Annotated in this window: 13 protein-coding genes; 9 read left to right on the forward strand and 4 right to left on the reverse strand. The window is 36.5% G+C overall.

Annotated elements, in window-relative coordinates:
* Window positions 1-46: 46 nt before the first annotated feature.
* Entirely contained in the window at window positions 47-1,117 is a 1,071-nt protein-coding gene (locus ACLL8X_RS05465; RefSeq protein WP_411989911.1) for an NAD(P)-dependent alcohol dehydrogenase, read from the forward strand.
* Window position 1,118: 1 nt separating this feature from the next.
* Here ACLL8X_RS05465 and ACLL8X_RS05470 read toward each other — a convergent pair whose 3' ends face one another.
* On the reverse strand, window positions 1,119-1,433 hold the full coding sequence (locus ACLL8X_RS05470) for an ArsR/SmtB family transcription factor (RefSeq protein ID WP_411989912.1): 315 nt from the start codon (window positions 1,431-1,433) through the stop codon (window positions 1,119-1,121).
* 22 nt (window positions 1,434-1,455) lie between these two features.
* Complete coding sequence (locus ACLL8X_RS05475) at window positions 1,456-2,385, reverse strand: permease (protein ID WP_411989913.1); 930 nt, start codon at window positions 2,383-2,385, stop codon at window positions 1,456-1,458.
* 861 nt (window positions 2,386-3,246) lie between these two features.
* On the opposite strand from ACLL8X_RS05475, the gene ACLL8X_RS05480 reads away from it, so the two are divergent.
* Genes ACLL8X_RS05480 through ACLL8X_RS05505 form a run of 6 tightly spaced genes read left to right on the forward strand, consistent with a single transcriptional unit; the run spans window position 3,247 to window position 9,363 of the window.
* Window positions 3,247-4,854: an ABC transporter substrate-binding protein gene (locus ACLL8X_RS05480; protein ID WP_411989914.1), complete on the forward strand. Its 1,608-nt coding sequence runs from the start codon at window positions 3,247-3,249 to the stop codon at window positions 4,852-4,854.
* Window positions 4,851-5,771, forward strand: coding sequence for an oligopeptide ABC transporter permease OppB (gene oppB, locus ACLL8X_RS05485; protein ID WP_411989915.1), 921 nt, complete (start codon window positions 4,851-4,853; stop codon window positions 5,769-5,771). Before ACLL8X_RS05480 ends, oppB begins: the two co-directional genes overlap by 4 nt.
* Window positions 5,772-5,779: 8 nt before the next feature.
* On the forward strand, window positions 5,780-6,766 hold the full coding sequence (oppC, locus tag ACLL8X_RS05490) for an oligopeptide ABC transporter permease OppC (protein WP_411989916.1): 987 nt from the start codon (window positions 5,780-5,782) through the stop codon (window positions 6,764-6,766).
* 21 nt (window positions 6,767-6,787) lie between these two features.
* Entirely contained in the window at window positions 6,788-7,762 is a 975-nt protein-coding gene (locus tag ACLL8X_RS05495; RefSeq protein ID WP_411989917.1) for an oligopeptide/dipeptide ABC transporter ATP-binding protein, read from the forward strand.
* Window positions 7,759-8,742: a murein tripeptide/oligopeptide ABC transporter ATP binding protein OppF gene (gene oppF, locus ACLL8X_RS05500; protein WP_411989918.1), complete on the forward strand. Its 984-nt coding sequence runs from the start codon at window positions 7,759-7,761 to the stop codon at window positions 8,740-8,742. Before ACLL8X_RS05495 ends, oppF begins: the two co-directional genes overlap by 4 nt.
* Window positions 8,743-9,363: a LysE/ArgO family amino acid transporter gene (locus ACLL8X_RS05505; protein ID WP_411989919.1), complete on the forward strand. Its 621-nt coding sequence runs from the start codon at window positions 8,743-8,745 to the stop codon at window positions 9,361-9,363.
* Window positions 9,364-9,878: 515 nt separating this feature from the next.
* Here the strand turns inward: ACLL8X_RS05505 and ACLL8X_RS05510 are convergent.
* Window positions 9,879-12,290 carry an autotransporter outer membrane beta-barrel domain-containing protein gene (locus ACLL8X_RS05510; RefSeq protein ID WP_411989920.1) on the reverse strand — a complete coding sequence of 804 codons (2,412 nt, stop codon included), beginning with the start codon at window positions 12,288-12,290 and terminating at the stop codon, window positions 9,879-9,881.
* Window positions 12,291-12,924: 634 nt separating this feature from the next.
* Here ACLL8X_RS05510 and ACLL8X_RS05515 point away from each other — a divergent pair.
* Window positions 12,925-13,329: a MerR family transcriptional regulator gene (locus ACLL8X_RS05515; protein WP_411989921.1), complete on the forward strand. Its 405-nt coding sequence runs from the start codon at window positions 12,925-12,927 to the stop codon at window positions 13,327-13,329.
* Between the two features lie 15 nt (window positions 13,330-13,344).
* Complete coding sequence (locus tag ACLL8X_RS05520) at window positions 13,345-14,517, forward strand: MFS transporter (protein ID WP_411989922.1); 1,173 nt, start codon at window positions 13,345-13,347, stop codon at window positions 14,515-14,517.
* Here ACLL8X_RS05520 and ACLL8X_RS05525 read toward each other — a convergent pair.
* The gene (locus ACLL8X_RS05525) at window positions 14,509-15,087 is read right to left on the reverse strand and encodes a cytolethal distending toxin subunit A (RefSeq protein ID WP_411989923.1); all 579 of its coding nucleotides are present in this window, start codon (window positions 15,085-15,087) and stop codon (window positions 14,509-14,511) included. The genes ACLL8X_RS05520 and ACLL8X_RS05525 overlap by 9 nt on opposite strands.
* Between the last annotated feature and the right edge of the window lie 5 nt (window positions 15,088-15,092).

Here is a 15,092-nt window from a genome sequence, read left to right on the forward strand (position 1 = left end):
GTTTTATGGACTAAGGATTAAAATTATTTTAAAAAAGGAGAAAAAAATGAGAATTTTAGAAAATGGTAGGGTTGCAAGCAAGGGCTATGCTATGTTGGATAAGAACGCTAAATTCACTCCCTTTGAGTTTAGCAGACACAGCGTAGGCGAAAGGGATATTTTGATTAAAATCCACTTTGCTGGAATTTGTCATAGCGATATTCACACAGCAAGAAGTGAGTGGGGCGAAACAACTTATCCTTGCGTTCCCGGACACGAAATTGCTGGTGAGGTTATCGCTGTGGGAGCGGGTGTGAGTAAATTTAAAGTGGGCGATTATGCTGGGGTAGGTTGTATGGTAAATTCCTGCGGGGAATGTGAGGCGTGCAAACTTTCACAAGAGCAATTTTGTCAAAAAGGCAAAACCATCTTTACTTACAATAGCAAGGATATTTTTCACGGGGGCGAAAACACTTATGGTGGGTATTCTAATAATATAGTCGTGAGTGAGAAATTTGCCATTTGTGTGCCAAAAAATGCCCCACTTGAGAAGGTTGCTCCTTTGCTTTGTGCGGGGATTACGACTTATAGTCCTTTGAAATTTAGCGGGGTTAAAGAAGGCTTTAAAGTAGGTATAGCTGGCTTTGGTGGGCTGGGTGTGATGGGGGTAAAATACGCTCTTAAACTGGGTGCTAAGGTAAGTGTTTTTGCTAGGAATGAAAACAAAAAGCAAGAAGCCCTAGAACTTGGCGTGAGTAATTTTTACACGCATACGGATGCTAATATTATCAAAGAACGCTTTGATTTGATAATCTCTACCATACCGACCTTTTATGAGCCTAGTGCCTATTTAGACTTGCTGAAATTTGGGGGAGAATTTGGCATAGTGGGACTGCCTCCACACGAGAATATGCCAAGCATTAGTGTGAAGGATTTTGTGTATAAGGCGGGCAAAAGGGTCTATGGCTCTTTGATAGGCGGTATAAAAGAAACTCAAGAAATGATGGACTTTTCGCTAAAACACGCAATCTACCCTGAGACTGAACTTATCAAGCCTAGCCAGATTGATGAAGCTTATGAGAAGCTTACAAGTGGCAAGGCAAAATTCCGCTATGTGATTGATATGAGAGGGGAGTGATTTAAGGGCATTGACACGATAGTCTTTGGAGTTTGGGAAGTTTGCATTCGAGCTTACTTATGTGGTCTAAGGCACTTTGGCAAAAGCTACATAGGTCATTTTTGATTCCATAATACGCCCAAACGTCCTTTCTATTCACTTCTAAAAATCCTGCTTCTTTGAGTATTTTTAGATGTCTTGAAAGCCTTGATTGGTTCATTTTTAAAGAAAGTTGCAAATCGCAAACACAGAGTTTGCCCTGAATTTGTAGGAAAGCTAGGATTAAAATCCTGCTTTCATCATTGAGTGCGGCGGTGATTTTTAAAAATTCATTCATAATAATTCCTTTATAAGCAAAATTATAAGTAAAATACTAAGCTTCCAAAACCAATAGCTATACAAACGATAAGCAAAGCAAAATAAAACAAAAAAGAAAATTTAAATATGCTTTTTAACATTATGAGTTCAGGCAAAGAACACCCCGCACCCGCGATTAAAAAGCTCATTACTATACCTAGTGGCACACCTGATTGGACTAAGGCAAGTGTTATGGGTATCATAGCAGAACAGCTTGTATAAAGCAAAACCCCTATAAGAGCCGCTAAAACAACTCCTAAAAATTCATAATCTTTTAAAAAATCAAAAAAATCTTTTGGCACGAAGCCGTGCATTAAAGCCCCAAGAGCTACTGCTAGGAGTATGTAAAAAAATATTTTTTTATACTCGTTAAAACTTTGATAAAAAAGTTTTTTAAGGGGATTTTTTCTAGGGTTAATATAGGATTTATTTTGAGTGAAAACTTTATTTTCGCAAGAATTAGCCTGACAACAGCTCTTTTGCTGGTCTTGGCTTAGATATTCTTTTTTAAAAAACAAAGCTTTATTCATCTTTGACACACAAAAAGCGATAAAAAGTATGCTAAAAAATAAAAAACTAAAATAAGCAAAAGAAATTTTTAGTCCAAAGCTTACTATGAAAGCAACTATAAGTATGGGGTTTATAAGAGGTGAAGTGATGAGATAAGAAAGGCAGACGCTAAGAGGCACTTTTGCTTTTAAAAAAGCATTTAAAAGGGGCAAGGAAGAACAGGAGCAAAATGGCGTCAAAGCACCTAAAAATATAGCTTTTATACAGCTTGAAAATGAGGCTTTTTTGAGATGTTTTTCAAAAAAAGCGGAGTATTTTTCATTAAGATAGGCTACTAGCATATTAACCAATATAAAAAGCACAGAAAGTTCGGTAAAAAGAAAGGCAAAATCCTTGAGTATGAGTAAAATTTTTTCATGCATTATTAATCCTTTTTTGAAATTTTCGAAATTATAGTTTGTATAAGTTAGTATATCAATATATATTGATATATAGATTTATCTAGTGGTGAGTTCTTTGATAATTTATGTAAAAAATATGTGATTAAATTTATTTTAAAAGCTTTTTATATAGGCTTTAACTAGTAAATTTAACTTTACTTTTCATAGAAAATATGGGTGTTGTTTATAAATATTTTTTAATATTTCCCCTTTATCATTGTAAGACTTTGAAAAAACTCAAATAAACTACAAATTCTAAGCGTTGCCCTGAAATTTGACTTGTCAAATTAAAATAATCTTAGTAATTTTCTAGCTTACCACGCTGATAAGTTGGCTTGTGATTATGAGATTGGTATTATTGAGAGTGAAACGACTAATTTTTTGCGTTATTGTGAGAGAATTTAAATCTTGCGATGACAACAGATTTTTTAGCTTGTTTCACTTTTGGAGTAAAAGTTTGCAATGGTGCTTATAAGTATTCTTGCGATAAAGAAGTGCTAAAAATATGAAATTTCAAAGAAAGTCAAAAAATAAAAAAGAAATTTTAAATAAAACAAAAGTTGAAAAAATAGAATTTTAGAAAAGACGAAAGCTAAAAAGCAAAATTAAAAAATCATATGTAATTTTCACTAGTTCAATAAAAGTTATTTTTTAATAAGTAAGTCGATGTTACTTTTTGAAATAAAACTAAATTTAAAATCAAACTCTTTTTTGTAATTCTAGCTTAAAAAAGGTTGTTTCGTTTTTACACTTTTGATTTTTAAGAGATTGAATTTTAAGTAAAATTTAAATATTAGTAAGGCACAATTAATTTTATTTTAATAATTTCAAGGAGAAATAAAGATGAAAAAGGTCTTCTCTTGTTTTTTATTAGCTTGTGTTACGCTTTTTGCTGCTTCGCCTCAGCCGGGTGAAAAATTAGCCAAAGAGCAAAAGCTTATTTTCAACGCCGGAGCAGCCCCAGCTTCCCTAGACCCTGCTAAAATAGAAGGCACACCTGAGGGTTATTTTGCAAGGAATTTGTTTGAAACTTTAATTTCTTCTAATGCAGACGATGAGATTATACCGGGCGTAGCGACTAGCTGGACTCATAGTGATGATTATAAAACTTGGACTTTTAATCTTAGAAAAGATGCCAAATGGTCTAATGGCGAGAGTGTTAAGGCTAGTGATTTTGTCTTTGCTTGGCAAAGATTAGTCGACCCTAAGACCGCTTCTCCTTATGGTTCTTATCTTACTTATATGAAATTGCTTAATGCTTCTGATATTTTAGCGGGTAAAAAAAGCCCAAAAGAGTTAGGTGTAGTGGCTAAAGATGATTATACTTTGGTTTTAACTTTGGAAGAATCCGTGCCTTTTGCGGATATTTTAACCGAATTTTATGTTCTAGCTCCTGTGCCACAAAAGCTTGTTGAAAAGCTGGGGGATTCTTGGAGTGAGCCTAAAAATTTAGTCGGCAATGGTCCTTTTAAAATAGATTCTTTGGTAGTCAATGAAGAAGCTATACTCAGCAAAAATCCTTATTATTGGGACTCTAAAAATGTTTTACTAGAAAATATCACGCTTTTACAGATTCAAAACTCTTCTGTCGCATATACGCGTTATCGCTCTTCAAGCCTTGATATTGCAGAATTTCCTTTGGAGCTTGTCGATTCAGTGAAAAAAGAACATCCTAAAGAGCTTATTACAGGTCCTGTTTTATGCACCTATTATTATGAATTTAACACCCAAAAAGCCCCTTTTAATGATGTTAAAACCAGACAAGCTTTGGCTATGGCTTTGGATAGAAGCATTATCACAGAAAAAATCACCCGTCTAGGACAAACCCCAGCTTACACTTTCTCACCTCCAGCCATAGGAGCAGCTGAGCTTATTACCCCACCTGAGTGGTCTAAATGGGATATGAAAAAAAGAAATGAAGAAGCCATTAAGCTTTTAAAAGAAGCCGGTTACAGCAAGGAAAAGCCTTTAACTTTCACGCTTTTATACAATACCAATGAAGACCATAAAAAAATCGCCATCGCCGCTTCGTCCATTTGGAAACAAAATTTAGCCGGTATGGTTAATGTGAAATTACAAAATCAGGAGTGGAAGACCTTTTTATCCACACGCCGCTTAGGACAGCACGAAATGGCAAGAGCGGGATGGTGTTCGGATTATAATGAGGCAAGTAGCTTTTTAAATACCTTTTTAACAGGCTCTTCTAACAATCAAGCCGGTTTTAAAAATGCCGAATTTGATGAGGCTATCAAAGCCGCTTATAAGGCTCCAAGCGAAGAAGAAAGGGCAAAACTCTATGCTAAGGCTGAGGAAATTCTTTATACTAATGCGCCTTTAGTGCCGGTGTATTTTTACAGCACGAGTCAGCTTGTTAAGCCTTATGTCAAAGGCTATAAAATCAAGCCTTCGTCTAATTATTATTTCAAAGATTTATATATAGTAGAGCAATGATAAAGTTTATTTGTTATAGAATTTTACAGGCTATCCCTACGCTTTTCATACTCATTACTATTTCGTTTTTCTTAATGAGACTAGCACCGGGTAGTCCTTTTATGGGTGAAAGAGCCTATCCGCCTGAAGTTATGGCAAATATCAATGCAAAATACGGACTGGACAAGCCTTTAATCGTGCAGTATGGAGTTTATCTTAAGGATTTAGCCCACGGCGATTTTGGACCGAGCTTTGTTTATAAGGATTTAAGCGTCAATGACCTTTTAGCTCAGTCCTTTCCTGTATCCATCATACTAGGCTGTATAGCCTTTGTAATAGCTGTGCTAGTGGGCGTTAGCGTAGGTATTATAGCGGCTTTAAATCAAAATAAAATCATAGATTATTGCGTTATGGCCTTTGCGATGATAGGTGTGGTTTTACCTAGTTTTATTTTAGCACCTTTACTTGTGATTATTTTTGCTATCAAGCTAGAGCTTTTGCCCGCTGGGGGCTGGGGCAATGGGGAGTTTAAATTTTTAATCCTACCTGTGATGGCACTTTGCGTAGCTTATATAGCTAGAATTTCAAGGATTACTAGGGGTTCTATGATAGAAATTTTACATTCTGATTTTATTAGAACGGCTAAGGCTAAGGGGCTTGGGGTGTTTAGAATTTTGTTTAAACACGCTTTAAAACCGGCTCTTATCCCTGTGATTTCTTATTTATCGCCTGCCTTTGTGGGTATTATCACAGGCTCAGTTGTCATAGAGACCTTTTTTACCATACCCGGAGTGGGACAGCTTTTTGTTAATGGGGCTTTAAATAGAGATTATTCTTTAGTTTTATCCCTTACCATTATAGTGGGAGCATTGACTATATTTTTCAATGCCTTAGTGGATATTGCTTACGCTTTTCTTGACCCTAAAATCACAAATTGAGGTGTATGATGCAGTTAAATGAACTTTATGATTCTAAAAAAGTGGGCAAAACTTTAGAAAAATCTTTAAATTTAGACTTAGAAGAGCTTAGAAAGACTTGGCAAAATCAAGCCGCTTACGCTTTAGACACCCAAAATCAAAGTCTTAAGGGAAGAAGCCTTTGGCAAGATACCTTTAGACGCTTTTTTCGCAATAAGGCTGCTGTGGCGAGTTTGATTTTAATCATTTTGGTATTTTTATTTTCTTTTTTTGGTTCTTTTTTGTCTTCTTATAATTACGAGGATACAGACTTTGGCTTGATAGCCAGTGCGCCAAGTTTTGAAAATGGACATTATTTTGGGACGGATAATTCAGGCAGAGACCTTTTCGTGCGTGTGGCTATCGGGGGTAAAATTTCCTTGCTTGTAGGAATTTTAGGTGCTTTGATGGCTGTGGTTATTGGTGTGATTTATGGGGCTACTTCAGCTTATATCGGGGGTAAAACCGATATAGTGATGATGAGAATTTTAGAGATTTTTTCTGCTTTGCCCTTTATGTTTTTAGTGATACTTTTAGTAACCTTTTTTGGTCAAAGTTTGCTTTTAATTTTTGTTGCCATAGGAGCGGTGAGTTGGCTTGATATGGCACGGATAGTTAGGGGGCAAACTCTAAGCCTTAAAAATAAAGAATTCGTTCAGGCTGCTTTAGTATGCGGTGTTAGCACGAGAAAGATTATCTTGCGTCATATAGTGCCTAATTTACTGGGTGTTGTTGTGGTGTATGCTTCTTTGCTTGTGCCAGCGATGATTTTATTTGAGTCCTTTTTGAGCTTTTTAGGGCTTGGGGTGCAAGAGCCTTTGAGTTCTTGGGGGTCTTTGATGAATGATGGGGTAAGTTCTATGGAGCAAACGCCTTGGTTGGTGGGCTTTCCTTCTACTTTTTTAGTCATTACTCTTTTTTGTTTTAATTTCATAGGCGATGGTTTAAGAGATGCGCTTGACCCTAAAGACAGATAGGATTAGAATAGGTAGGCTTGTATGTTACTAGAAGTAAAAAATTTAGAAGTGAGTTTTAAAACCCCTGATGGCATAGTGAAGGCGGTTAATAATTTAAGTTTTAATTTAGAAGAAGGCAAAACCCTAGGCATAGTGGGCGAATCAGGCTCAGGCAAGAGTCAAACCATCTTTGCTCTAATGGGTTTGCTTGCTAAAAATAGCAAAACTAAGGGCAGTGTGCTTTTAGAAGGTAAGGAAATTTTGCACTTAAATACTAAGGATTTAAACCATTTGCGTTCTGAAAAAATGTCTATCATTTTTCAGGATTCAATGACGGCTTTAAACCCCTATATGAAGGTATCTTCCCAACTTATAGAAGTTTTGAGTGTGCATAAGGGTATGAGCTATAAACAAGCCTTTGATGAGTGCGTGCGTATGCTTGATGCAGTAAAAATTCCTGAGGCAAAAAAGCGTATGAATGCCTATCCACACGAACTTTCAGGCGGTATGCGTCAAAGGGTAATGATAGCTATGGCTTTGCTTTGTAAGCCTAAGCTTTTAATCGCCGATGAGCCTACTACGGCTTTGGATGTAACCGTGCAAGCTCAAATTATGACCCTGCTTAGAGATTTGCAAAAAGAGCTAGGAATGGCAATCATACTTATCACTCACGATTTGGGCGTAGTGGCTAGTTCTTGTGATGAAGTTTTGGTGATGTATGCGGGTAAGATGATGGAGTATGCGAGTGTGGATGAGATTTTTTACCGCCCAACCCATCCTTATACCTTAGGGCTTATTAAGACCATACCTAGACTGGATTTAGAAGAAAATGAACTCAATCTCATTCCGGGAAATCCCCCTGATTTGCTAAATTTACCGCAAGGCTGTCCTTTTGCACCCCGCTGTGCTTTAGCTAAACAAGTATGCTTTAAAGAGCCTATTTTAGAAGAGCTTGCCAATCATCACAAAAGAGCCTGTTTTGCTCCCATTGAAGCTGTTTTGGAGGGATTAAGATGAAAGAAGTGCTTTTAGAACTTAAAAATTTGAGTGTTTTTTATGACATCAAGGGCGAAAGAAGGCTTTTTGGGCATAAAAAGCTCAAAATGAGAGCCGTGAATAAAATCAATTTCAAGCTTTATCAGGGCGAGACCTTAGGCGTAGTTGGCGAATCAGGCTGTGGTAAATCCACTCTAGCTAAGGCTCTTTTGGGGCTTAATCGTAATCTTAGTGGCGAAATTGTATGGCTGGGTAAAAATATAGCTACGCAGACTAAGGCAGAATGGAAAGATACGCGAAAAGATATACAAATGATTTTTCAAGACCCCCTTGCTTCGCTTAATCCTAGAATGAGTATAGGGCAAATCATAGCCGAGCCTTTGAAAATTCACTTCCCTGCTATGCAAAAAAATGAGCTTAAGCAAAGGGTGGAGCAAATGATGCAAAAGGTGGGCTTATTGCCTAATCTTATCAATCGCTATCCCCACGAATTCTCAGGGGGGCAGTGTCAAAGGATAGGCATAGCTAGGGCTTTGATTTTAGAACCTAAGCTTGTGGTGTGCGATGAACCTGTGTCGGCTTTAGATGTTTCTATACAAGCTCAGGTTGTGAATTTGCTAAAAAATCTTCAAAAACAAACCAAGCTTTCTTTGATTTTCATCGCTCACGATTTATCCATAGTCAAGCATATTTCAGATAGAGTTTTGGTGATGTATTTAGGAAATTTGGTCGAACTTGCTAGTTATGAGCAAATTTATAATGAAGCCAAGCACCCCTACACTAAGGCTTTGATGTCGGCTGTGCCTATACCTGACCCTAAGATAGAAAGGCAGAAAAAAATAGAGCTTTTAGAAGGGGATTTACCTTCGCCTATAAATCCCCCAAGTGGCTGTGTTTTTCGCACCCGCTGTCCCCTAGCGAGTGAAGAATGTGCTAGACTAGAACCAAGTCTTAGTGGAGAAAATGGGCATTATTATTCTTGTTTTAAGATAAATGCTTAGATGACAGCACTTGTCTTTTTTAAGGGCTTTTTCCTAGCCCTTTCTTTGATAATGGCAATAGGCGCTCAAAATGCCTTTGTCATCAAACAAGCCTTTTTAAAACGCTATGTTTTTATCATCTGCACCCTTTGCTTTGTTTCAGATGTGTTTTTGATGAGCTTAGGCATTTTTGGCGTAGGTGAATTTTTAGGTAAAAACCGCCTTTTTAGCTTTATTTTAGCATTAGGGGGCATAGCTTTTTGCCTTTTTTATGCCCTTTTGTCTTTTCGTGCGGCTTTTAGCAAGGAAGTAAAAAGCCTTGATGAAGGCATTCATAGCAATTCTTTGAAAAAAACCCTGCTTTTAACTTTGGCTTTTACTTATCTTAATCCCCACGCTTATTTAGATACTATATTTTTAATCGGTGCAGCCGCTCTTAATTTTAGCTTTGATGAGAAAATTTCTTTTGCTTTGGGGTCTTATTGTGCTTCTTTGGTGTGGTTTTTCTCCTTAGGCTATGGGGTAAAAATTCTAAGCTCAACTATGAAAAATCCTAACTTCTTAAGATTGATTGACTTTTTTACAGCTTGTGTAATGTGCGTAGTGGCGTATTCTTTGATAGCTTATGTTAAAAATATTTAGAATTTATTTTTTACATAACTTTGTTAATAAATTGACATTTTGTTTTAATTCTTGTAGAAAATATTAATATTATTTATAATAAATTTATAAACATATTGTTATAATCGCACTTTTTATTTTAAAATAAGGAGTAAAAATGGATCTTATCGCAGCGATTATATTAGGCGGGTTAGCAGGACTTGCTTTTTATTTTATGAGAAAGAAAAAAAGTAAAGAGTAGATTGAATTTCTACGATTTCTCGCAATGACGAATGCAATTTTGTCATTTTAGCTGACTTATCCGTCATTACAAAAAAGCACAGCGACCGAAGCAATCCATAATCTAGCCTTGCATCATTGTGAGTGAGCGTGGCAATCTACACAAAACAACAAGCAAACAGATTGCTTCAAGGCTAAAGCCCTTCGCAATGACGAAAAACAAATAGCTTACCACAAAAAATCTAGCGATTTTTCTCGCAATGACAGAAAAAAGGTAGAGAGAGGGAGAAGAAGGGAGAATTTAAGCCTTAACCCCCTTAAAATTCCCATCTAAATACCACATTTCCTCCAAAATACCCTAATTCATCTTTATTAAAGCTATTTTTATAAAAGCCTTCAAGTCCTAAGACTATATTGGTTCTTAGATAATAATAAAGCCCAGAATTAACAAAGAATTTATACTTATAAGGAGCCTTATAACTTAAGCTTTCGCTTGTAGAACCTGCTTTAAAATATTGTCTATCTTCAGTGTTGATTAAAGTCGCACTAAAGCCAGAGTTTAAATTCACATAGCCTTTTTCAAAAAAACCCTTATAGCCAAGACCTAAAATTCCATCAAGATTATAAGCATTTAAAGCCCCCATTCTTAAAGGCACGGCATTGCCCTTTTCACTAATGTTTGAGCGATGATGATAAAACTGCTCTATACCCACAAAAGGCTTAAAACCATTCTCAAGTTCATAGCTAAGTAAATTTGAAAGGCTAACTTGCATAAAATCATAATCGCCTGTTGAGTTAAGATTAAAGGCTGGAAAGATTATAGTCCTTGAAGTATCAAAAGAAGAATAGCCTAGATAAATTCTATTATTAGTTTCAAGCCCACCAAAGTCATAAAAATGGGATAAACCTAGACCAAAAAGCTGTCCCTTAGAACTTGCCTTATGATATTCATCGTGTCTTAGCAAGGAACTATATCCTAAATCCGCTTCTAAACGCAATAAATTATCTTCTAATTCCCCATAAGCATTAAGCCTAAGTCCAAAAGTATAGCCCCTACCTTCTCCTAAAAAGCCCGAACCAAAGCTAGATACATCATAACTTGGATAAATTCTATCCGCATTTAAAACTTCTCTATCTCTCATCGCATCCATACTGGCATTAGGCAAGGATAAATAACTCATTCTTATACCCTTATCGGTATCGTTTAGTATATCGGCTAAGACATTAGAATTATAGGAGCTGACTACGAAGAAATTGTTGATTTTGCCTTGATTGGAACTTGGGGTGGTGCTTTTTGGCATAGCAAAAAACGCTGTGCCTGAATCGGCTTGACGCGTGGTAGTTGTGGTTGTAGTGATGATATCATCCATAGCCAAGCTTCTAAGCAAGGCTCTACCATTATGATTAGCACTATTGCCAAAAACTAGGCTTTCGATTTTTTGGATTTGGGAATTTGAGTCAGAGTCTCCCCCTGAGCCACCTCCAGAACCTCCACCACCGGTTCCGCCCCCGCCAGTTCCACCTCCACCCCCTGAGCCACCGCCCCCGCCGGTGCTAGGACAGACTAAGGTCTCCCCTTGAAGACCTACAAGCACAGAGCCATCAGGACAGGCTTTTGTTACCATCATATTTGAAGCTCCACTTATGGTTATATCGGTGTTGCCGCTGATATTTCCTTGTATAAGCTGAAGGGTGCCTTGCTGGTTAATTCCATTTAAATTTGCATTAATGGTTCCTTGATTGCTAAGTCCGCTTCCACCTACAACAAGTTGCCCCATTTGACCATTGCTTTGAGAAAAATCTATGGTGGAATCTTTTCTATTTTCCATACCGCCTTTTACTTCTACTTTTCCGCCTTGAATTTCCAAGCCCGAGTGGGTATTTTGTCCTGTCGTTGTATCTTCAAAGCTTTCATTGATAAGCTTACCCGTGATAGTGATAGTTCCACCATCTTCATTGATAATTTTACCATTTCCACAGGTGCCTAGCATAGCACAAAGTTCAAGTTTATTATTCCCGCCTTCAAAATTTCCGTTTTTTACATCCCCATTGACGGTAATGCTCCCGCCTTTATTCGTCAAAGTAGCAAGCTTGAGTTCATTCCCTAGGATATCTTTTTTTACTCCTTGTATGGTTAAAGAATTGGTAGTAAAACTACTATTTTCTATCGTAGCATCTTGGGTGAAGATAGTATGGCCTTTAATATCAACCTTAGAGCTATTAGTCGCCTTAAATTCTTCTGAAGTGCTAAAGCTTCCGCCGTTGATACCGCTTACTTCTAGAGTAGAATTATCAAGTGTTATAGCCTTATGCGATGAAAAGCCTTTTCCTGCTTTATTATTTCCTGTGAAAATAAGCTTAGCTTGATTGGTTAAAGTCATTCCATCAGCGATAAAATAGTCAAAATTTTTAATATCAAAAGTCCCGCCATTTTGTGAAAAAGCACCAAAATATATAGGCACATCTTTATCGGGTTTATCGGCCGGTTGTGTGCCTGTGGCAGGGTCTTGTCTCGTGATGGTAAGGGTATTTGAGCCACCATTTAGAGTAAAATCATAACCACCATTACTACCATTATAGTTAAAGGCACAAGTTTGTGGATAGGTGCAACTAATAATAGCGTTATGGGTCTCATCTCGTGTTAGGGTCAAGCTAGTGGGAAGTTGAGTTGTATAGTCAGCACTAGCCACGCTAAAGAGTGTGGAAGTTAAGATTAGGGACTTTTTCACAAGAATTTCCTAGAAAGTTTTTTGAGCGTAATTTTACAAAAAAAAAAAAAATAAAAACTTAAAAAATGTTCGAAAAGGGTTTAAGAATTTAAATTTTTTGTGTTTTAAGTGGAATTTTATGTATTTTCGCTTTTGTTTTTCCTGTCATTGCAAACCGACTTACCCATCATTGCGAGTGAAACGAAGTAAGCTACTTTAGATACGGATTTAATTTAAGTTAAATTATAGTAAGATTCTAAGGTTTAAGTATCGATACTCTTTTGGCTTAGGTTGGAAGGGGGTTTTGATGACAGAATTAATAATTCTTTTGACTTTATTAATTTTGTTAATTAAAAGTTTAAAAAACTTTTAATTAACGCCAAAATAATCTTCACGACTTGATTATATAGTCTCGCTACTAAAAGAGAGCTTAAACAATCCATTTTAACCTAGCCACTGGTAGCGGGGCTAGGGTTTCAAAGCTTTTACAGGACAAAAACTCACAATGACAAATTTACCGCAATGACGGGGCAGGGTGCAAGACAAAATTATAATTAAAAGCAAAAAAGCCCTTGACAGAGACTAAGTATCTGCTGTTATAATTTCAAAAATTTTATTAGCAAAACGCTATAAATTATGAATTTTAAGGAGTTTTATGATGGCTTATACGCTTATAGAAGTATCAAGAAAAACGCAAATTCCCCATACTAAGCTTAAATTTTGGATTAAAAAAGGCTTGTTTTCTTATGTGGAGCGTGGGGATAATGGTGTGCATTATTTTAGCGAACAAGATATACACTGGGCTAGGTGGGTAGGGTATTTTCGCCTGTCAAAAATGAGTATTAAAGAGCTTAAAATTTATGAAAAGCTTTTATACGAAGGGGCGCAAAAATACCGACAAAAAAGGCTTGAAATGCTAAAAATTCAAAAGAAAAAGCTTGATGTTGAGCTAGAAAAACTTAGCCAAATCGCCAAACTTTTCACGCAAAGCATAGAAGAATGCGAACAAAGAATCAAAAACAAAGAAAGCCATAAGGGCATTTTGCCACCTCAAATTTAAATAAAAAGGAAAACTATGCAAAATAAAATGCAAAAGAAAATTGCTCAACTCACAGAAAAGTTGGGCTTTAAACTCGCTCTTTTTTCGGCGGCTATGATGACCTTTTTAGGTCCTACTCTCATCACTCCTGCTTTGCCGCAAATTTCTAAAAATTTTGCTTCTACGCCGCATATAGAGCTTTTGACAGGACTTAGCCTTACTATACCTGCTTTAGCGATGATATTTTTCACTCCTTTAGCGGGGATTATAATGGATAAATACAAAAAGCTTTCTATCCTTTATCCTATGATGATTTTATGGAGTGTAGCAGGGGTGAGCGGGGCTTTTTGTGAGAGTATTTATACCTTACTTCTAAGTCGCTTTGTGCTAGGTTTTGCAGGGGCTTTTATCACTACGGGAGCGAATGCTTTGGTGGGGGATTATTTTGATACGCAAAGAAGGCAAAAAGCCTTGAGTTTGCAAGGTTTTGTAATGGCTTTTGGCTCTTGTTTGCTAACGATGTTGGCAGGGTATTTGACGAGTTTTTCTTGGCATTATGCTTTTTATGTTTATGGGGCTGGAATTTTTATCATCATTTTTTGTCTTTTTTATCTTTTTGAGCCACGCAAGAAAAAAGCAATTCAAACTTCAAACGATAAATTGGAGTATAAAAACTATGCGAATATTTATTTTATAGGCTTTTTTATTGTTTTTATTTATTATTTGGTAGGGGCACACTTTCCGCATTATATGGAAGATATTTTAGGACTTAAGCCTGAATTTATGGGTTTTGCTATGGCTTTGGTAACCCTAGCTTATGCTCTTTCTTCTTATTTTTATAAGAATTTAAGAGCCTTTTTAAGTGTGGGTCAAATTTATGTTTTAGGTTTTGTTTTAGAAGCTTTGGGCTTTTTGCTAGTGGCTTTGGTGCAAGATTACAAAATAGCTTGTTTGAGCCTTTTTATCTTTGGTTGGGCTGGGGGTTTGATTATCACAAATAATTCGGCTTATTTGTTTGAAAAAACGCCACCAAATCTTAGAGCTAGAGCCTATGGCACACTTGCTAGTGTGATGTATATAGGGCAGTTTTTAAGCCCTATCATCACGACACCTTTGCTTTTAATGCTAGGCTTTGTTAAGCAGTTTTTTCTATGGGTGGCTATATTGCTTATGGTGGCGTTTTATTATCATAGAAAAAAATTATTTTAAAACACTAGCCTTGATAAGAGCGGGGGTAATAATCATTAATTCATTAGGCAAAGCCACAGAAAAAGGGTCAAATATGCAACGCTTCAGTCCAAATCTTTTTTCTATCGGCACATTAGGATTTTCAAAAGTGCCTATACATTCGTTAGAATTTAGAACCAAAGAGCGTATTTGCACGGCTGAAGTCGTTGTAGGCATTATGGAAAATACAGTTTCTAATTCGCCTTTTTCCAAATCTAGCGAACAAGATTTCGCACCAAAAAATCCACTAGGCAAGATAGCCATACAAGTATCATCTTGAGTAGGCGTTACAAACTGGACATAGCCAAAGGGGAGATGTGCCATTTTATCCTTAGCCTTTAATGCGGGGCTTAAAACGATTTCTCTAAGCCTCCAGTTTTGATGTAATAATTCTGTGCTATCCCTAAAGACGCTTAAAACTACGCCATTATCTAAACTTCTTAGGGAAAAAATTTGCGTTACATCTTCAAATTCTTGCGGGTCGGGTGCGTTTAAATCCACAGCAAAAGAACAAGTGATAAACAATAAAAAAGAGCTTAAAATTTTTTTCATTTTTC

This window comes from Campylobacter parajejuni, assembly GCF_046764905.1.
Lineage (GTDB): Bacteria > Campylobacterota > Campylobacteria > Campylobacterales > Campylobacteraceae > Campylobacter_D.